The organism is Methylophilus sp. Q8 (assembly GCF_000800115.1).
Taxonomy (GTDB): Bacteria; Pseudomonadota; Gammaproteobacteria; order Burkholderiales; family Methylophilaceae; genus Methylophilus.
Map to the genome: position 1 here is coordinate 1174482 of NZ_JUHE01000001.1, position 20655 is coordinate 1195136.

Here is a 20655-nt window from a genome sequence, read left to right on the forward strand (position 1 = left end):
ACATGTTGAGGTACTGGATATTCTTGGCTGGTTTCCTGCCGTCGTTGGTGATGGCAGAGGAGCCGGTCATTGCGGTGATTGTGTCGGCACAGCCTAACTATAGCGTACCCATAACGGTCAATGATCTTGCGTCTATTTACTGGCGCAAAAAACTGTATGGCAATCAGGGTAAGCCCTTGCACCCAGCTAATTTGTCTACTGAGCATCCGTTACGTCAGCGCTTTTCTCAGCAGGTGTTACATAGTAGCCCCAAGGCCCAGCTTGGTTACTGGAACGGGCTGTATTTTCAGGGTGTTCAGCCGCCTTATACCGTGGAGTCACAAGAGGCCATGATTCGCTATGTGGCCTATACCGAGAGTGCTGTTGGCTATATTGAGGCCTGTAAATTGGATGAGCGTGTACGCGCTGTGGTGTGGCTCACTGCCAATAAAATCCAGAGTGAGCCACCAAGCCTGCGCTGTGATAGTGGTAATTAGTGAGTGCTTGCTTTGATTTGGTGCAAGTGTTTGCGCTGTTCCTCTTGTAGCTCGCGGTTTTGTGCCAGCCAGCCAAACTCGGCGTGGCATATTTCGGACTTCAGTTCATAGGCTGTGAGCAAGGTGCAAAACACATCGTCATGGCTGAGGGGATACTCAGCGTAGGGCGTGATTTGCGGCAGTTGATAGTCGAAATGCTGGCCCACCCATAAAATTGCCGGTACGTGGGTTTGTTCTTTGGGTGCAATCATATAGGGTGCTGCGTGCAGGTATATGCCATGCTCACCCAGGGATTCACCATGATCTGCAACATACAGCATGGCGGTCTCACGATTACTGTCATATTTCTTCAGAAACTGAATAACTTCTGACAAGAAGTAATCGGTATACAAAATCGCGTTGTCGTACGAGTTATCAATCTCTTGTTGCGAGCACTCTGACAAACGGCCAGTTTTGCAAATGGGCGTGAATTTTTTGAATTCATCCGGATAGCGGCGGTAGTATTCGGGACCATGATTGCCCATCTGGTGTAATACGATCAGGATGTCATGATCTTTGTTTTTTTCAACAAATTTGTCCAATCCGCTCAGCATGCCGATATCACGGCATTCATTGTCGTCACACACCGGGTTATGGGCGGGTGAGCGAAAATCCTCGTAAGGCACGCGCAAGGCGACGCCTTTGGAGTCGGAGTTATTATCACGCCATAACACCTTGACGCCTTCACGGTTTAACACATCCAACGCGTTCTCCATATGCAAGGCCTTGTCTTCGTCATACTGCTTTCTGGTCAGCATTGAAAACATGCACGGCACAGAGACGCCGGTAGATGTGCCACACGAGGAGACTTGTTTAAAACTCACCACGGCTTCTTTGCTGAGTCTGGGGTTGGTTTCACGGGCATACCCATTGAGAGAAAAACGGTCGAAGCGGGCAGTTTCACCTACCACCATAATGATCAGTTCATGGTGCTGGTCCGCTTCCACATTGACCACATCAGCCGCGGTCTTTTGCAGGCCGGTGATGCTGCGCGTAAACAGTTTTTTCGAGGTCCATTTCACCACTGAGTAGTGGAAGAATGTTGGGTTGGCATACATGCGCACCATTTTATGCTCACGTACAAACGTGGCGTAATCGGCGCTGCATGGAATCACCACCAGGATCATGCCTAACAGTAGCAGGGCAATCTGCTTGAGGCGGACGCTGATCGGATCGCGCTGGAAAAAACGGGCTGGCACTTTTTTGATCAGGATAAATGCGGGGATCACGCCTAGCAGCAATATCTTGATTAAAAATCCCCATGACAACAGCCCCATGACTTCCTGGGTGTCGGTTTTCGCTGCATTGTCCAGCATGACGTGGTCAATAATGACACCAAACTCATCCATGTAATAAGCGGCCCAGGCGGCAGACAGCAGGATGATGGACAACACCCAGCGTGCTGACTTGCCATGACTAAGCAGCATCAGCCATAAGGTAATGCTAAAGGTAAAAAACAGACTGATGCTGATGATAAAGCCAGCGTTATGCGCGTTCCATGGATAGAGGTTGAGCAGATGTTCGAATAAGGCATGGTTGCTGGTGAGCATCAGCCACAGGCTCGCGCCCCAGATCAGGCAGATTTGCGGGGTGAACAGCGCGCGTAGCGTGCGGGTAAACATTGCGAATATTTTCATTCAATACGACTCTTGGAAAAAGTGAATACCATTAATAACCAGCCGCACATGAGCCAAAGCGAGGTCAGGGTGTGCGATAAAAAGTGGGCGCCGCGGATTTGTTGCGCCCAGCCCAAGGCGAAGCCGACCGCAAGCCCGGCAATAGTCACCAATAAGGCTTTGCGAGGGGCTTGCGGTAACCATAGCAGGCCGAGTGCAGACAGCCATACGCCGCTGGTCGTGTGTCCTGCCGGAAAGCAATGACCAGCTTCTAGCGCCGGATGACTGGTGAAAGTAGGCACCCATGGCGCGCTGCCGCCGTAGCGTACGATATCCCAGGGGCAGGCATGCGGCATTTGGTGTTTGAGGCAGGAGACGACAATCGCATTGAGCAAAGCCAGCAAGACGATCCAGCGTAGTTTGTAACGGGTGTCTGTCGAAAGGCGATGGCCTAACAGGCGCTTAGGCAGCCAGGCCAGCAATAACAGGGCTAACCAGATCACGGTAAACAGATGTTTTGCATACACATGCATCACTGTTTCATAAAAAAACGCATGCTTTTGAGTGAAACTGTGCTGTGTAAAGTCAAATTGCTGGTCAGCCAGCGCCAGATCTAGAGCGGTTGCATTCGCCAGCCAGACGATGGCAATCGCTAATGCGATCCAAACGCACCACAGTGCCGCCAGAGTTGGCTGAGGTAACCAGGGACTTTTTATCATGTCTATTTTGTGTTGATTGCCAAATGCAACGGGTTGTTATTTTTTGAAAATAGTTGATAGCCGGACAATTGTGAGGGTACACCATCTTTTCAAAATCTCCGACCATAAATGCAATTGATGTGCCACTTTATAATCAGCCTGATGTGTTATGAGTTAACCTGCTGATTTTGTTTGGAAAATTTCTATTTTCCAACGGTAATGAAAATGATTTCATTTTAAGGTGTCTGCAAAAAATGCAGGGTATGAATTAAATGTATGGCAATCTATCTGCAAAAAGTGCAGAGTGTGGCAGAAGTGCATATTTATAACTTCATGATTATTATGAATAATTGTCTCTGGCATGGTGTTTGCAATTAGCTTGACAAGATTGTTGTCAGTGAAAGAAATGGCATGCTGCATTCAGAGTCAAATACACCGTTTTACCATGCATCATCTGCTTATGAATTGAGGAACTTTGCCCAAGCGAAAAGGTATCAAGTGAATGAGATTACAGGTCATTTGGTTGAGCGGGGTGCGCCGTGCCGCCAGGAGGTGGAAGCCTTTATTGCGGCGGTATTTAAGCAGGTGTACGGCGCGCAGGTGAGTCACTTTATGCCACAACTGGTGGCCTTGCGTGATGCCAACGGTGTTTTAATGGCCGCGTTTGGTTTGCGTAATGCGGCACAAGAGCGTTTGTTTCTGGAGCAATATCTGGATGAGCCGATTGAGCAATTGATGTCGCGCCAACTCGGCAGAAATATACGCCGCGAAGAAATTACCTGCATAGGCAATCTGGCGGTGGCGAATCCGCGCAATGCCGGTGTGCTGATTGCGCATGTGATTCAACATAGTTTGAGCATGAATTTGCCGTGGGGCGTGGCGACCGCGCATCATAGCCTGCAAAATGGCCTGATTAAAGGCGGTGTCGATTTGTTTCCGCTGGCTATGGCGAGCCCTGAACGATTGAGCGCAGAGGAGTGCGCAAAATGGGGCAGTTATTACAAGCATACACCGCAGATTGTGGCGATTCGTGGCGTGGCTGATCCTTTATAAGCGCAAATCATCATGATATTGCAACAGATTTATGCCCAGGCAACACAAAATCCGAACCGGATCGCCCTAGAAGGGCCGTCTGCGCAGCTGACTTATAGTGAACTGGCGGCGGAGATGGCGCGCGTGTCGGGCGCCTTGCGCGCGCTGACCAACCGTGCCACTGTGGCGCTGGCGCTGGATAATAGTCCGGCCTGGATTGTATTGGATTTAGCGGTGTTGGCTGCTAGCTGGAGCAACGTGCCACTGCCGGCGTTCTTTTCTGCGACACAAAAACAGCATGCGATTAAGGATGCTGGTGTTAGCCTGATCTTGACTGATATGCCAGCTTCCTGGCAGCAACTATACCCTGACAGTGTTGTGGTCGCTGAATGGCAGGTGGCAGGTAAAGCGGTGACAGTCTTGCGTATTCATGCCCATGATCGCGCCGCCGCTGCCGATAAAATCACCTATACCTCTGGTACAACCGGTGCGCCTAAAGGGGTTTGCCTGTCTGCACAGACGATGGGGCAGGTCGCCAGTGCTATTGCCAGTCTGATCGTGCCGGGCGCAGCTGATCGCCATTTCTGCGTGTTGCCGCTGGCCACGTTGCTGGAAAACGTGGCGGGCGTCTATGCCAGCCTGATTTCTGGCGCAACGGTGGTGGTATATCCGTGCCACGCAGTTGGCTTTACTGGTAGTCAGTTTGACATCAGCCGCTTGTATCAAGGCCTGCAAGATAGCCGGGCGACGACTGCGATCCTGATTCCTGAGTTGCTGCGTGCGCTGGTGATGTATGTGCAATCAGGCCAGGCGCCGCTGGCATCGTTGCGATTTGTCGCAGTCGGTGGCGCCAAGGTGGTGCCGGCGTTGATCCTGCAAGCCCACGCGTTAGGATTGCCGGTGTTTGAAGGCTATGGCTTGTCAGAGTGTGCGTCGGTTGTTGCACTCAATACGCCACAATCACACAAGCCAGGCAGTATAGGCAAGCCCTTGCCACATGTGCAGCTACGGGTGGATCTGACAGGCGAGCTTTGGGTGAAAGGCGCTTTGTATGATGGCTACACCCGGCCCGAGGGTGGTATTGCCGCGCCGATGCTGGACGAGGAAGGTTATCTGGCCACTGGCGATCTGGCTTATCAGGATGCTGAGGGTTATGTGTATCTGTCAGGCCGCAAAAAGAATATGTTTATTACCTCGTTTGGGCGCAATGTTTCGCCTGAGTGGGTGGAGAGCACATTAATACACCAGCCAGCATTGCAGCAGGTGTGTGTATTTGGAGAAGCGCGGCCGTTTAATGTGGCGATTGTGGTGCCGCAGCCGCCGTTCACCACAGAGCAAGTGGCGCAGGCGATTGCAGAGGCGAATCAACAGCTGCCTGACTATGCACAGGTGGGAGATGTGGTGTTTGCTCACCAGCCATTTAGCCCGCATAACGGACAGCTCACGGCCAATGGCCGCTTGAAACGCGATGCGATTGCCGCTGCTTATGCTGCTGAAATCCATGCGATTTACGAAGGAATTTAAATGACTTTTTATCAGCAATTATTAAGCGCGACCGAGCAGGAGCGTAACACCTTGATGACGTTGCCGCTGATTGTGCAAGGTGCGCAAGGTAATATCACTCTGGACATCTACCGTGCCTTCCTCACCCAGGCTTATCACCATGTCAAACATACGACCCCATTGCTCATGGCCTGTGGTGGCCGACTTAGTGGAGAATACGAGTGGTTGCGTACAGCGATTGGCGAATATATCGAAGAAGAAATGGGGCATCAGGAGTGGGTGCTCAATGATATTGCTGCTTGCGGCGGTGATAAAGAGTCTGTGCGCCATAGCGCGACGGCTGCCGATGCCGCCAGTCATGAAACAGAGATGATGGTGGCTTATGCTTATGACATGATCAATCGCGTGAATCCCTTAGGCTTTTTTGGCATGGTATTGGTGCTGGAAGGCACCAGCACCGCCGTGGCTACACAAGCCGGTGAAGAAATCATGCAGGCCCTCAATCTGCCGAAAAAAGCCTTTAGCTACCTGCTTTCACATGGCTCGCTAGATCTCAGCCACGTGACCTTTTATGAGGGGCTGATGAACCGGGTGACCAAGCCTGAGGATCAGCAAATCATTATTCATGCGGCGAAACGCTTTTACCGTTTGTATGGTGAGATTTTCAAGCATGTGGCGGCACAGGCGGCAGCCAGTCAACCGCTGGTGGCAGCAGCTTAGGAGTCGGCGATGGAGTTACGTAATCTGCATGTGGTGTTGACTGGCGCAACTGGTGGCCTCGGGACCAAGCTCGCCCTCGCACTTGCTGCGCAAGGTGCTGTCGTCGGACTGGTCGGGCGGGATCCGGTCAAGTTGCATGCGCTGCAAAAAAGAGTCGCGGCACAGGGTGGCAAGTCACATATTATTGTCACCGATCTGGCTCAACCCAATATGGCCAGCCAAGTATTAAAACAGTCTTTGCGCGAGATGGGGCATGTGGATTTGCTGATTAACAATGCCGGGATTATCGAATTCACCGAGTTTGCCGAGCAAACCGAGGTTAGCATCGATAATATGGTGCATACCAATGTCACGGCGACCCTGGTTTTAAGTCGTGAGTTTGTTGCTTATTTTTTAAAACGTGGCCGAGGCCATTTGGCGTTTGTTGGTTCTATTTTTGGCTCGCTGGGCTTCCCGCATTTTGCTACCTATTGCGCGAGCAAATTTGCCATTCATGGGTTTAGTCAGGCATTGCGCCGTGAGTTGGTGGATACCAATATTGGCATCACTTACATTGCACCGCGCGCCATTGCCACTCCCATGAATGATGACCGCACCAACGCCATGTGGCAGGCCTCTGGCCAGGCCGTGGATAGCCCGCAAGACGTAGCAGATAAAATTGTGCAGGCATTGCAGAAAGATAAGCAGGAGCTCTTTATCGGCCAACCGCAAAGCTTGTTTGCCTGGCTGAATGGACTGGCCCCCAGGCTGGTGAGTCTGGGCCTCAAACAACAGGTCGCGCTGGCGAAGAAGTATTTGTAACCAGCTAGCCTACTCCCACTCCAGCTGCGGGTAGATCACATTCACATTGCGCCGGTTGGCAATATCGAACAATTGCCATTTGTCGTGTTCAGCGGCCGCTGCGGAATCCATGGTTTGTTCCATGCTGATGCCTTTTTTAATGCTGTTGCGGACGTCAGCCAGCAGCAAGTTGAGGTAGCGTAGCTCGTTGCCAATAATGGTTGGTTGATCTGCGCTTTCCAGACCATGCCCGGGGACAATCAGTGCATAATGCGACTGGTTCACATGTTCAAGGGCCGCAATCAGGCCTTTGATATCCCCTTCAACGACAGGGGTGCGTTGCGCGAATAGCAAGTCGCCAGTAAACAAGGTGTTGGTTTTCGTATCGAGTACGGTTAAGTCAGTGTGGGTGTGGGCAACTTTTTGTGCTTGCAGTTGCAAACTGCGGCCACCTAAATCCAGCGTGAGTTGATCATGCACGGCGGTATCTGGTGTGATGGTTGCGCTGGCTTTGCCTGCCTCACCGAGCAGCCGTGCATTGAGTTTTTCATACTGTTCCTTACGTAACAGCATAGTATTCGCCAGTTTTTCATGGCCGACAAAGTGGGTAGCGCCGTTTTGAAAAGCGGCATTGCCGTAGGTGTGATCAGGGTGCACGTGCGTGTTGATGACATAACGTATCGGCAGCGGGCTGATGGTTTTGATGGCTTGCAGTAATTGCTCGCCAGTGTGTTTGCTGCCACCGCTATCAATCACAGCAATGGCATCGCGACCAACCACGACGCCCAGGTTACAAATGTCGCCCTGGTAGCCGTCGTCGATATCCAGATGTTGACCATGATGGACATACACGCCTTCGGCAACTTTTTGCAACTCAAATGTGTCTGCCTGCACATGACTACAAAACGTTACAAAACCGAATGTAACACCGGCACACAATAGCTTGATTTTTGATAACATGACGACTGCCCATGAATGTTTCATACATCATAATCAAATCATTCATGATGACAAAGTGACTGCTGTCACACGTAATTTCAAGGAGAAAACATGAGTTCCACGCAACGATATACCAAAGTTGCCGTTATTTTGCATTGGCTGATCGGGTTGGCGATCATCGCTATGTTCGCCCTCGGCTGGTACATGGGTGAGTTGCCCAAGGATGGCCCCAAGCAAACCGCTTTTGACTTGTTTGATCTTGGCATTTACACCTGGCAGATGGACGAACCCGCCAGCGCCAGAACCTTGTATTTCAATTTGCACAAATCGCTAGGGTTTACCTTGCTGTGGCTGATCCTGTTCCGGGTCTACTGGCGTATCAGCCACACGCCTCCAGCAATGCTGGCCAGCTATTCTGCGCTGGAGCGCAAAGTGGCAACAGGTGCGCACCATTTGCTGTATCTGTTGATGGTAGGCCTGCCGTTGAGTGGTGTGTTAATGACGCTTTACAGTAAATTTGGCTTGAAGTGGTTTGGGCTAGAGGTATTTGGTGGTTTGGATAATGCAGACTTGCGCGATGCGTTCAAAGAGTCTCACGAGCTATTCGCCAATATCCTACTGGTTGTGTTTATCGTGCATGTAGTTGGCGCGCTTAAACATAAATTTATTGATAAAGATGAGACCATGTCGCGCATGTCTTTAAAGTAAATCTGCCTGTTCATTAAAAAGCCTGCGATTGCAGGCTTTTTTTGTCTCTGCTATTTGCGAATACCTCGCAAGTTCTGCAAAAAATGCATTGGCCACTGATTAAAGGCATTAGTGGTCTGCAAAAGATGCAGGGATTCTTATTTGGTTTGATATAACTGTTTGATTATTAATAACTATATTGTCGGCATGCTGTTTGCTAAATGGTTGCTATTGTTGACTTAAATGCTAATGACTTCCAACGAATAGGGAGCGCTTTATCCGTCAGCAATACAGGGATCAATCTATTAAAAAAAGCGGGTGGGCATGTCGCAAGGTCGGTTAAAGCAGTGGGTCAGTTCCAGTCACCTGGTCTGGTTGGGAGTTACAATTCTTTGGTTAGGTGTCGCCGCCGTGTTCAGGCCGCTGGCGTTGCCGGATGAAGGACGCTATGTAGGCATTGCCTGGGAAATGCTGACATCCGGTGACTGGTTAGTGCCGCATCTGGATGGGTTACCTTATTTTCATAAACCGCCGCTATTTTACTGGCTCACTGCTGCTAGCCTCAACATCTGCGGCCCTCACCTCCTCTGTAGCCGTGTAGCGCCGCTGCTGTCATCCATTGTGATGGCCATTGCATTATTCAGGTTCTTGTTCCTGTATTTAAATAAAAGAACGGCGGTGATGGCTTTTGTGGTGCTGGTCACACAACCATTCTTTTTTGCCAGTGCGCAGTTTGCCAATCTGGATATGCTGGTCGCTTGTATGATTTCGCTCACCATCCTGTCTGCAGCGGAGTTTGTTTGGAGCATAGATAGAGAGCGGCCAGCAGAGCACCATTTAATGCTGACCATGTTTTTTGCGGTAGGTGGGATTCTCGCCAAAGGCTTGATCGGCGTTGTATTGCCTGCAGCCGTTGTTTTTTGCTGGTTGCTGGCAAGCAGGCGCTTAGCTTACATCAAGCATTTCTTCTGGTGGCCAGCAGTCGCGGTGTTTTTATTACTGGTCAGCCCCTGGTTTTTGTTGATGGAATCTCAATTCAAAGGCTTTCTGGATTACTTTTTCATTCATCATCATTTTCAGCGTTTTGCCGGATCAAATTTTAACAATCAGGAGCCGTTCTGGTTTTATTTACCGGCACTCTTGTTGCTCACATTGCCTTCGTCATTATGGTTGCTCAGATTCCGTAAACCGGCCTTACGGATGTGGACACCTGTGCAACGTGACGTGGGCTTGCTGATGCTGTGCTGGCTGGGCTTTATTCTGTTGTTCTTTTCTATTCCGGTCTCCAAGCCGTTGGGTTATATCATGCCGGTATTGCCAGCGCTGGCGACCCTTACTGCGCTATTGATGGTACAGGCCTGTCAGGACTCTGTATTCAAGCGCCGTAGTTTGTGGCTGACGCTGGCTGTGGCCATTGTGGCCTGTGTCATTGCGATTATGACGGTGATTCAGCACGCAAAAAAGGTGGCTTCTTATCAATTGGCAATGCAAGTGCAATCACTCACCCATGCAGGCGATCAGTTAGTGATGCTGGGTAAATATCAGTTCGATTTGCCGTTTTATTTGCATTTATCCAAATCGGCCTGGGTTGTGACTAATTGGCAGGCGGCTGCGCAGGAGGTGTTGGATGACAGCTGGGAAAAAGAATTGCTTGAAGCCAAGCGTTTTAATCCTCAGGTCGCGGCAGAAAATCTGTTGAACGAGCAGCAGTTGGCGCAGCAAATATGCCGTTTGCAGGCGAATCAGTCACTTTGGGTCGCGGGTGATCCGGGGAGCGCGGCACATCTGGCCTTATTGGCAAAGGTCGCGCCGCAAGCCAAAGTACGCGATCATTATTTATGGCGCATCAGCCCGGCACAGATCGCTAGTGCTTGCGCTCAGATGTAAGCATTAAGGGCTGCATGACGCAGCCCTTAGTTGTATTAAAGATGGTATTGCGGGCTGAGCTTGCGCAGGGTTTCCAGCATGCATGCGGCATGTTCAGGTGGCGTCCACTGTGTAATGCCATGGCCCAGGTTGAAAATGTGGCCATGACCATTGCCATAGCTGGCCAGAATGCGGGCGACTTCTTTTTCAATCGCGGCTGTTGAGCTCAGCAGAATGGCTGGATCCATATTGCCTTGTAGCGCAACCTGGTTACCAACACGTTGGCGTGCTTGCGCGAGATCGACGGTCCAGTCCAGGCCTAACACATCTGCACCAATGGCCGCTTGTTGCTCCAGCCACAAACCGCCGCCTTTGGTAAAGACGATACTGGGCACGGTTTTACCTTCCGCGGTTTTGGTCAGTCCAGCGACGATTTTCTGCATATAGTTAAGCGAAAATTCGATATAAGCGTCATGTGACAGTGCGCCGCCCCAGGAGTCAAAAATCATCACGGCTTGAGCGCCTGCGGCAATTTGGGCATTCAGGTACTGGATCACGGTTTGTGCCGTGATTTCCAGAATGCGATGCAACAGCTCCGGTCTGGCATAACCCATCTTTTTGGTATTGAGGAAGTCGGTACCGCCTTTGCCTTCGACCATATAAGTCGCCAGGGTCCAAGGGCTGCCGGAAAAGCCGATCAGCGGAACGCGGCCATTGAGTGCTTTGCGGATGCTGCTGACCGCGTCAAACACATATTGCAGTTTGGCCATATCCGGCACTTCAAGCTTGAGGATATCTTCCTCCGCTTGTAAAGTGCGCTCAAATTTCGGGCCTTCACCCTCTTCAAAATACAAGCCCAATCCCATGGCATCCGGTACGGTCAGGATGTCACTAAACAGGATGGCCGCATCTAATTGCGGGTAGCGATCCAGCGGTTGCAGTGTGACTTCAGTGGCAAATGCCGGGCTTTGGCATAACTGCATAAAGCTGCCTGCGGTTTTCCGGCTCTCACGGTACTCCGGCAAATAGCGCCCGGCCTGACGCATCATCCAGACCGGCGTGTATTCTGTGGGTTGGCGCATCAGTGCGCGTAAAAAAGTATCGTTTTGGAGTTGAGTCATTGGATAGCAATTGCCTTATCTGTGATGAGGCAGGTCAACAATATGTAAAAGCATGATTATAAAGGCCAAGCTGCTATTTCACCCGAAAGAATGGTGTTTTTTTGCGATATGACAAATAAAAAACGCCGATGACATTCATCGGCGTTTTTGAGGGGGCCATTTTGCTGAATTAACGTGGCAACGTCGAGCTACCCATCAAGAAAGCATCGACTTCGCGTGCGCACTGACGGCCTTCGCGGATCGCCCATACCACCAGAGATTGGCCGCGACGGATATCGCCAGCAGCAAACACTTTGGCTTTGCTGGTTTTGTAACAGCCTTCGCCATCGGTGGTGGCTTTGGCATTACCACGATTGTCTTTTTCGACACCAAAGGCGTCCAGTACTTTTTGTACTGGTGAGACAAAGCCCATGGCCAAAAATACCAAGTCCGCTGGAATGGTGAATTCAGAACCTGGTACGTCGACCATTTTGCCGTCTTTCCACTCTACGCGTGCGCCTTTGAGCGCGGTCAGTTTACCATTTTCACCAATCAGTTCTTTGGTGGTGATAGACCAGTCGCGGTCTGCGCCTTCTTCGTGTGAACTGGAGGTGCGCATTTTGAGTGGCCAGTTTGGCCACACCAGTGATTTGTTTTCTTTTTCTGGTGGCTGTGGCATCAACTCGAATTGTGTGACGCTGGCGGCACCATGACGGTTGGAGGTACCTACGCAGTCGGAGCCGGTATCACCGCCGCCGATGACGATGACATGTTTACCGGTGGCTTTGATCTGGTTAGGCACGGTATCACCGGCGACCATTTTGTTGTTCGGTGTCAAAAAGTCCATGGCGAAATGCACGCCATCCAGTTCGCGGCCTGGTACTGGCAGGTCACGTGGCAACTCTGCGCCACCGGCCAGGATCACGGCGTCGAAGTCACGTTCGAGGTCCGCTGCGCTGACGTTCTCGCCTACGTTCTGGTTCACTTTGAAGGTCACGCCTTCGGCTTCCATTTGTGCAACGCGACGGTCAATATTCGATTTGTCCAGTTTGAAGTCTGGGATGCCGTAACGCAGCAAGCCGCCGATACGGTCGTTTTTCTCAAGCACGGTCACGCTGTGGCCCGCACGAGCCAGTTGCTGTGCTGCTGCCAGGCCTGCAGGGCCTGAACCTACCACAGCAATTGTTTTGCCGGTTTTGTTGGGGTTGATTTGCGGTGTGACCCAGCCGTTTTCCCAGGCTTTATCAATAATCGCGTGCTCGATAGATTTAATGCCTACGGCGTCATTATTGATGTTTAAGGTACAGGCTGCTTCACAAGGTGCCGGACAAATACGGCCTGTAAAATCAGGGAAGTTGTTGGTGGAGTGCAATACATCAATCGCACTACGCCAGTCCTGGTGATACACCAGGTCATTCCAGTCTGGAATGATGTTGTTGATTGGACAGCCGGTGGTACAGAAAGGAATGCCGCAATCCATGCAGCGCGCACCCTGCTGTTTGGCCTGGTCGTCTGTCAAATGCAGGACGAACTCTTTATAGTTTTTGACGCGATCTTTGACCGGCAGATTCTCTTCTGCCAGGCGGTCAAATTCCATGAAACCTGTGACTTTACCCATGTGAAATCATCTCTTCCCTGTTGCTTTGTACAGACGCAACCTTAACAAGGCCCCGCGCGAGGCGGGGCATACAATTAACAAAAACGATTAAGCGGCTTGTTTGGCAGAAGCTGCAGCCATCTCGGTCAGTGCGCGTTTGTATTCGTTAGGGAATACTTTGACGAATTTCGCACGTGAGGCTGGCCAGTCAGCCAGAAGTTCTTTTGCCCGCGGACTACCGGTCAGCGCCAGGTGCTGCTCGATCAAGCCTTTCAGAATCACTTCATCAGGCTGGCCCAGGTGCTGCACTTTACCGACATCGGCTTCAGCGGCTTCCACTTTGTCCAATGACACCATGCTCATATTGCAACGTTGGGCAAATTTGCCATCAATGTCGTAAACATAGGCAATACCGCCGCTCATCCCCGCTGCAAAGTTCTGGCCGGTTGGACCCAGGACCAGCACAGTACCGCCAGTCATGTATTCACAGCCGTGGTTACCCACGCCCTCAACCACTGCCGTTGCGCCGGAGTTACGGACGCAGAAGCGCTCGCCTGCGACGCCGCTCAAGAAGCTTTGGCCGGTGGTTGCACCGTACATGACGGTATTACCGACAATAATGTTCTCGTAAGACAAACCGCGGAAAGTCGCTGGTGGCTTGATGATGATGCGACCACCACACAAACCTTTACCCACGTAGTCGTTGCCTTCGCCGGTCAATTCAAACGTAATGCCCTGGGCCAGAAACGCCGCAAAACTCTGGCCGGAGGTGCCGGTGAATTTGACGCTGATGGTGTCGTCAGGCAAGCCTGCATGACCATAACGGCTGGCGACTTCGTGTGACAGCATGGTGCCCACGGTACGGTTGGTGTTGACGATAGGCAACGCAATGTTGACTTTTTCGCCTTTTTCCAATGCTGGTTTTGCCAGTTCAATCAGTTGATTGTCCAGGGCTTTGACCAGGCCGTGATCTTGCACGTCATTGTTTTTGCGTGACACGCTGGCTGGCATTTCTGGCAAGTGGAATACCTTGCTGAAGTCCAGACCGTTGATTTTCCAGTGCTCAATCCCGGCTTTCATGTCCAGTAAGTCAGCACGGCCAATCAGGTCTTCAAACTTGGCAATACCGATGCTGGCCATCAGCTCACGTAACTCTTCTGCAACGAAGAAAAAGTAGTTCACCACGTGTTCTGGTTGACCGGTAAATTTCTTACGCAGTTCAGGGTCTTGTGTCGCCACGCCAACTGGGCAAGTATTCAGGTGACACTTACGCATCATGATACAGCCTTCAACCACCAGTGGTGCGGTAGCAAAACCAAACTCATCTGCACCCAGCAAGGCGCCGATCAGTACGTCACGGCCGGTTTTCATCTGGCCATCGACTTGCAGCACGACACGGCCACGCAACTGGTTCAATACCAGAGTCTGCTGGGTTTCGGCCAGGCCGAGTTCCCATGGTGTACCAGCATGTTTGATTGATGAAATAGGGGAAGCACCGGTACCACCGTCATGGCCTGCGACCACAATGTGGTCGGACTTGGCTTTGGCTACACCGGCCGCCACGGTACCGATACCTGTTTCAGACACCAGTTTCACAGAGATAGACGCTTTAGGATTGGCGTTTTTCAGGTCGTGAATCAGCTGCGCCAAATCTTCAATCGAATAAATATCGTGGTGAGGCGGTGGGGAAATTAAGCCTACGCCAGGTACTGAGAAACGCAGTTTCGCAATGTACGGCGATACTTTATGGCCTGGTAGTTGACCACCTTCACCTGGTTTGGCACCTTGTGCCATCTTGATCTGAATCTGGTCGGCGCTGCTCAGGTATTCAGCAGTCACGCCAAAACGGCCAGAAGCCACTTGCTTGATGCGTGAGCGCATGGAGTCGCCCGCTTTCAAGGCCACATCGGCTTCAATCAGGTCACTACCCAGCACTTTAGCAATGCTGGAATCTATTTGTACTGGAATAAAGCGTTTAACGTCTTCACCACCTTCGCCGGTGTTGGACTTACCGCCAATACGATTCATCGCCACTGCCAGTGTGGCATGTGCTTCGGTAGAGATTGAGCCCAGTGACATGGCGCCAGTCGCAAAGCGTTTGACGATGTCTTTGGCAGGTTCAACCTGATCTAATGGAATCGCTTTACCAGCTGATTTGATTTCAAACAGGCCGCGCAAGGTCATGTGACGGCGGGTCTGGTCGTTAATCAGTGCAGCATACTCTTTATAGGTGTCGTATTGGCCGGTGCGGGTAGCATTTTGCAGCTTGCTGATGGATTGCGGTGTCCACAAGTGCTCTTCGCCACGCACACGGAAGGCATATTCGCCGCCGGCTTCCAGGGCGTTGGACAATACCGGGTCGCTACCAAAGGCCTGGCTATGCAAGCGTACGGTTTCTTCGGCAACCTGTTCCAGGCCGATACCTTCAATCTGGCTGACGGTGCCGGTGAAGTAGTCGTTAACGAACTGGCTGTTCAAGCCAATCGCTTCGAAAATCTGTGCGCCACAATAAGACTGGTAGGTCGAGATGCCCATTTTGGACATCACTTTGTACAAGCCTTTACCGATTGCCTTCACGAAGTTCTTGCCCGCTTTTTCAACATCACTGGTCATGGTCTTCATGGTTTCATATACCAGCCATGGGCACACTGCTTCGGCGCCGTAACCTGCCAACAGGGCAAAGTGGTGTACTTCACGTGCAGAACCAGTGTCGATCACTAAGCCAGTGCTAGTGCGCAAGCCCGCTTTAACCAGGAATTCATGCGTTGCAGAACAGGCCAGCAAGGCTGGAATGGCGATACGGCTGGCAGACACACTGCGGTCAGACAGGATCAGTACGTTGTAGCCGTCATGCACGGCTTTTTCGGCCTGGTCATGCAAGATGTCCAGGGCCTGTTTCATGCCTGCTTTACTAAGGGCTGCATCATAAGTCAGGTCCAGTACGATGGACTTGAACTGGCCTTTGGTCAGGGACTCGATCTGTTTGAGTTTTTCCAGGCCGTCCAGGCTCAATACCGGTTGGCCACTTTCCAGGCGCAATGGTGGGTTGGTTTCGTCAACCGCCAACAGGTTCGGTTTAGGGCCGATAAATGTCACCAGCGACATCACCAATTCTTCACGAATCGGGTCAATTGGCGGGTTGGTCACTTGTGCAAACAACTGCTTGAAGTAGTTGTACAAGGTTTTGGCTTTGTTGGACAACACTGGCAGCGCCGCGTCGTTACCCATGGAGCCTGAGCCCTCTTCACCGTTGTCCAGCATAGGTTGCAGCACAAACTTCAGGTCTTCCTGTGAGTAACCAAACGCCTGTTGTGTATCCAGCAAGTCAGAGTTCAGGCTGACTTCTCCGCTACCTACATTCGGCAGCTCGGTCAGGTGGAAGCGCGTTTGCTCAATCCATTGACGGTAAGGCTTGGCTTGCGCCAATTCAGTTTTCACTTCTTCGTCGTCAATGATGCGACCTTGCTCCATGTCGATGAGCAACATTTTGCCCGGCTGCAAGCGCCATTTTTTAACGATTTTTTCTTGCGGGAAAGTGATCACGCCCATTTCAGACGCCATCATCACGATGTCGTCTTCAGTGACCAAGTAGCGTGCCGGACGCAAACCGTTACGATCCAGGGTCGCACCAATCATTTTGCCATCGGTGAACGCCACGGCAGCCGGGCCATCCCATGGCTCCATCAGCGCAGCGTGGTATTCGTAGAAGGCTCGACGGTCTTCATCCATCAATGGATTGCCAGCCCAGGCTTCCGGGATCAGCATCATCATGGCATGCGGCAGGCTGTAACCACCGGCGACCAGCAACTCCAGACAGTTGTCAAAACAGGCGGAGTCAGACTGGCCTTCGGCAATCAGTGGCCACAGTTTTTCCAGATCTTCGCCCAATACGGCGGATTTCATGGTTTCGTGGCGTGCCGCCATCCAGTTAACGTTGCCTTGTACGGTATTGATTTCACCGTTGTGCGCAATCATGCGGAATGGGTGGGCCAAATCCCAGGCTGGGAACGTGTTGGTAGAGAAGCGCTGGTGTACCAGGGCCAAAGCCGAGACCACGCGTGCATCTTTCAGGTCGGTATAGTAGATACCCACTTCGTTTGCCAGCAACATGCCTTTATAGACAATGGTGCGGGAAGAGAAAGACGGCATGTAAAACTGTGCTTTGTCTTGCAGGTTGAGTGCGCGAATTGCATGCTCAATACGCTTGCGGATGACAAAACATTTGCGTTCAAAGACGGTGCTGTCAGTGGTCGTGCTGGCAATAAATACCTGACGCATCACCGGCTCAACGGCGCGCGCTGCATCAGCGATATTGCTGTTGTCGACAGGCACATCGCGCCAGCCCAGCAGTGTTTGGTTTTCTTCAGCGATGATTTGCGCAAAAATGGCTTCGCACTTGGCGCGGTTATCTGCATTTTGTGGCAAGAAAGCCTGGCCCACGGCGTATTGGCCTGTGGCTGGCAGGGTCATGCCCAATTTGGCGGCTTCTTCACGCATGAAGGTGTCAGGCATTTGCATCAGCAAACCAGCGCCGTCACCCAGTTTCGGGTCGTAACCGGTCGCGCCGCGGTGCGTCAGGTTGTCCAGCAGTTGTAGGCCCTTGGCGACGATATCGTGGCTTTTCTGCCCTTTGATATGGGCAACAAAGCCCACGCCACAGCTATCCTTTTCGTGGCGTCTGTCGTATAAACCCTGAGATTGGGGAGCTAAACCAAACTGGTCGTCCAGAGCGGTTGCGGTATCTTGAGAAGCACTCATCACGTTGTTGTCAGACTGCATGTCCATTGCCAGATTCTTCACTTACAAAACATTTGGAGGAACCTTCAATGATACCGTTAAAGTTTAGCAATTTCAATTGTTTAGCCTGCGTTAAATAACGGATAAATCTATTTTTTTATCTTAATTGAGAATGGTTTTTATTTACCTGTGAAAAATGGCAGCAGAGACAGAAGTTTGGCGGTTTTTACGGCGGCAGTTGCGCACGCCGTGTATGAGATGTGCGCTGTTTTAATTGAGGAAAGTGGGTTTTTGCGGATTGGCGCCGTGAAATAAGGCGCGCATTTGAGGTGTCTTATTTAAGTGCCCAATGTGGGGCTTGTTCTTTTGTGTGGTCAGCTGGTTTTATTTGCATCACGCGGCACACCGGCGGATGAGCGTGCCGCATGATCAGGAGGGATTACAGGCTTGCGAAAGCGATCGCCGCCGCCTGTACTGTTTGCGCGATATCTGCATCGGTATGCGCTGCTGAAACAAAACCAGCTTCAAAGGCCGATGGGCCGAGGTAAATGCCGCTGTCCAGCATGCTGTGAAAGAATTTGTTAAAGGCGTTTTTGTCTGCCTGCATCATCTCTGCATAGCTGCTTGGGTGGCTGGCACTGAAGTACAGGCCAAACATACCGCCGACACTCTGTGCGCTAAATGTCACGCCAGCGGCCTGCGCTGCCTGGGTCAGGCCTGCGGTGAGCTTGGTTGTTTGTGCGGTCAGTTTTTCATAAAAACCAGGGGCTTGAACCAGTTTTAAAGTGGTCAGGCCGGCAGTGACCGCCACCGGATTGCCTGAGAGCGTGCCCGCCTGATAGACCGGGCCTAATGGCGCTAATACACCCATAATGTCTTTGCGGCCACCAAAAGCGCCGACTGGCAAGCCGCCGCCGATGACTTTGCCCAGTGTTGTCATGTCGGGTGTGATGCCATACAAGGCTTGTGCGCCGCCCAGGGCCACGCGAAAACCGGTCATCACTTCGTCAAAAATCAACACGGTGCCGTGCTGGGTGCACAGTTCACGCAGGGTTTGCAAGAATTCCTGATGTGGCACGATCAGGTTCATGTTGCCAACAACGGGCTCCAGAATCACGCAGGCGATTTCATCGCCGATGCTGGCGAAGGTGTCTTTCAGCATTTGCGTGTTGTTGTAATCCAGCGTCAAGGTGTGGGCAGCCACTTCTGCGGGTACGCCAGCCGAGCTGGGTTCGCCAAAGGTCAGCAAGCCAGAGCCTGCTTTTACTAATAAAGCATCGGCGTGGCCGTGATAACAGCCTTCAAATTTGATGATTTTGCTGCGTTTGGTAAAACCGCGTGCAACGCGGATGGCACTCATGGTGGCTTCGGTGCCGCTGCTGACCAGGCGTACTTGTTCCATGCTAGGCACCAGCGCGTTGAGCAGCTCGGCCATTTCCAGTTCAAGGCCGGTGGGTGCGCCGAAGCTCAGGCTGTTGGCAGCCGCTTGCTGCACGGCGGCGATGACTTCAGGATGCGCATGCCCCAGGATCATGGGGCCCCAGGAGTTGATGTAGTCGATATATTCCTTGCCATCGACATCCCACAGTTTGGAGCCCAGGCCTTTTTTAAAAAAGATGGGCGTGCCGCCAACGCTGCGAAACGCGCGTACTGGCGAGTTGACGCCGCCTGGAATCAGTTGCTGGGATTTTTCAAACAATTGCTGGTTGCGAGAGGTCATGGATTATGCAATCTGGTAAACATCAAAAAAACGTATTCTATCAGAGCGGGCAGGCTTGATCATGCTGGTGTAGATCGCTAGTGCAAATCGCTGCAAATCATTAGTGCAGCTGTTGCAGGCGCTGTTGAATGTCCGGCCAGGCCTGGCTGTCCAGTTGCTGGATATGCTGCTCGGCATTGCTTAGTAGTGTGGGTTGTTGCGTTTGTTGCGCCAGGATAGCCAGACCGCTCCAGGCATCAAGATGCGCTGGCTGCAAGCTAACCGCACGTTCATAGGCTTGTTGCGCAGCGGCAGCCTGGCCTTGGCCATGCAGTGCACTGCCCAGGTAAAAACTGGCTTCTGCCGATTGCGGCTCCTGGGCCAGCCATGCGCGCGCAATGCCTTCTAATGCTTGCCAATCCCCGGTTTGATAAGGCTGTACCACTTGCATCAAATAAGGGCGTGCATCCGCAGGCAAATCCCAAAAGGCGGTGGCATCCGGCACGGTGGTGGTTGCGGCGCGCTGTTGCATCAGGTTTTTTATCCACTCTACAGGCACACTGTAAAAATAAGCATCCTTACCCGGGCTTTTGAACGTGCTCAGAGATACCAGCTCGCCTGCCTGGTTGAAGGTTGGGCTGCCACTGGAGCCCATAATAAAAGCAGCATCCGTGCGTACAATGAGGCTGCCGTCGTAAGGGTATAAGGCACGCACCTTGCCTGCGATGGTTTGTGGTTTTGGTGGGCCGCCTGGAAAGCCAATCGAAAACACGTCATCCCCATAATGCAGCGAGGCGGCTGAAGCGAGTTTGACTGCTGGTAATTCAAGATATTTGAATTTCAGCAGGCAAATATCATGTCGCCAGTCGGCAATCATCTCGACCGGACTCATACTGTCGCCAAACTTCGAAATGCTAATGCCGTTGCTATTCGCGACCACATGGCAGTTGGTGGCGACCGTATCTTTATCAACCACGACGCCACTGCCGACGCCATGGCCACCGCTATTGGTCAAGGCGTGCACTTTCACCACTGAGGCTTTCAGGTGGTAAACCAGGTCCAGGTCAGGCTGGGCATGCGCTGTCTGTGCCAGCAGCCAGCAGGTCGTTAAGATACAGAGGTAAGGCAATAAGCGCATATGAACTCCCGGTATTAGGATGACGGGT

General features: G+C 51.8%; 15 protein-coding genes. 7 read left to right on the forward strand and 8 right to left on the reverse strand.

The genetic code is table 11. The annotated features are described in order from the left end of the window. Positions 1-2 precede the first annotated feature (2 nt). On the forward strand, positions 3-476 hold the full coding sequence (locus GQ52_RS05685) for a hypothetical protein (RefSeq protein ID WP_235272994.1): 474 nt from the start codon (positions 3-5) through the stop codon (positions 474-476). On the opposite strand, the gene GQ52_RS05690 is transcribed toward GQ52_RS05685, so the two are convergent. Further along, positions 473-2152 (reverse strand): phosphoethanolamine transferase, encoded by a 1680-nt coding sequence (locus tag GQ52_RS05690; protein WP_047515800.1) that lies wholly within the window; start codon positions 2150-2152, stop codon positions 473-475. The genes GQ52_RS05685 and GQ52_RS05690 overlap by 4 nt on opposite strands. Further along, positions 2149-2850 carry a phosphatase PAP2 family protein gene (locus tag GQ52_RS05695; RefSeq protein WP_047515801.1) on the reverse strand — a complete coding sequence of 234 codons (702 nt, stop codon included), beginning with the start codon at positions 2848-2850 and terminating at the stop codon, positions 2149-2151. The genes GQ52_RS05690 and GQ52_RS05695 overlap by 4 nt, the downstream gene beginning before the upstream one ends. 477 nt (positions 2851-3327) lie before the next feature. Here GQ52_RS05695 and GQ52_RS05700 point away from each other — a divergent pair, with 477 nt between their 5' ends. From GQ52_RS05700 to GQ52_RS05715, 4 genes are read left to right on the forward strand one after another with little or no spacing between them, the layout of a single operon-like run. Beyond that, positions 3328-3882, forward strand: a complete 555-nt coding sequence (locus GQ52_RS05700) for a thermostable hemolysin (RefSeq protein ID WP_235272996.1) — start codon at positions 3328-3330, stop codon at positions 3880-3882. Between the two features lie 12 nt (positions 3883-3894). Next, a complete protein-coding gene (locus tag GQ52_RS05705; RefSeq protein ID WP_047515805.1) occupies positions 3895-5385 on the forward strand; it encodes an AMP-binding protein in 1491 nt (496 codons plus the stop codon). Continuing rightward, positions 5386-6084: a TenA family transcriptional regulator gene (locus GQ52_RS05710; protein ID WP_047515807.1), complete on the forward strand. Its 699-nt coding sequence runs from the start codon at positions 5386-5388 to the stop codon at positions 6082-6084. 9 nt (positions 6085-6093) lie between these two features. Further along, positions 6094-6885 (forward strand): SDR family oxidoreductase, encoded by a 792-nt coding sequence (locus GQ52_RS05715; protein ID WP_047515809.1) that lies wholly within the window; start codon positions 6094-6096, stop codon positions 6883-6885. A gap of 9 nt (positions 6886-6894) precedes the next feature. On the opposite strand, the gene GQ52_RS05720 is transcribed toward GQ52_RS05715, so the two are convergent. Further along, positions 6895-7848 carry a quinoprotein relay system zinc metallohydrolase 2 gene (locus tag GQ52_RS05720; RefSeq protein ID WP_369798314.1) on the reverse strand — a complete coding sequence of 318 codons (954 nt, stop codon included), beginning with the start codon at positions 7846-7848 and terminating at the stop codon, positions 6895-6897. 66 nt (positions 7849-7914) lie between these two features. Between GQ52_RS05720 and GQ52_RS05725 the strand changes: the two genes are divergently transcribed. After that, entirely contained in the window at positions 7915-8511 is a 597-nt protein-coding gene (locus tag GQ52_RS05725) for a cytochrome b (RefSeq protein ID WP_047515811.1), read from the forward strand. A 303-nt stretch (positions 8512-8814) separates the two neighbouring features. Beyond that, complete coding sequence (locus tag GQ52_RS05730; protein WP_052179028.1) at positions 8815-10377, forward strand: glycosyltransferase family 39 protein; 1563 nt, start codon at positions 8815-8817, stop codon at positions 10375-10377. A gap of 35 nt (positions 10378-10412) precedes the next feature. On the opposite strand, the gene hemE is transcribed toward GQ52_RS05730, so the two are convergent. The 5 genes from hemE to GQ52_RS05755 all read right to left on the reverse strand — a co-directional run bounded on the left by hemE (position 10413) and on the right by GQ52_RS05755 (position 20627). Beyond that, positions 10413-11477, reverse strand: a complete 1065-nt coding sequence (hemE, locus tag GQ52_RS05735) for a uroporphyrinogen decarboxylase (protein WP_047515813.1) — start codon at positions 11475-11477, stop codon at positions 10413-10415. 169 nt (positions 11478-11646) lie between these two features. Continuing rightward, positions 11647-13074, reverse strand: a complete 1428-nt coding sequence (locus GQ52_RS05740; RefSeq protein WP_047515815.1) for a glutamate synthase subunit beta — start codon at positions 13072-13074, stop codon at positions 11647-11649. Positions 13075-13161: 87 nt separating this feature from the next. Beyond that, on the reverse strand, positions 13162-17811 hold the full coding sequence (gltB, locus tag GQ52_RS05745) for a glutamate synthase large subunit (protein ID WP_369798337.1): 4650 nt from the start codon (positions 17809-17811) through the stop codon (positions 13162-13164). A gap of 418 nt (positions 17812-18229) precedes the next feature. After that, complete coding sequence (gene hemL / locus GQ52_RS05750; protein WP_047515820.1) at positions 18230-19510, reverse strand: glutamate-1-semialdehyde 2,1-aminomutase; 1281 nt, start codon at positions 19508-19510, stop codon at positions 18230-18232. 100 nt (positions 19511-19610) lie between these two features. Then, positions 19611-20627: a serine protease gene (locus tag GQ52_RS05755; protein ID WP_047515822.1), complete on the reverse strand. Its 1017-nt coding sequence runs from the start codon at positions 20625-20627 to the stop codon at positions 19611-19613. Positions 20628-20655 lie beyond the last annotated feature (28 nt).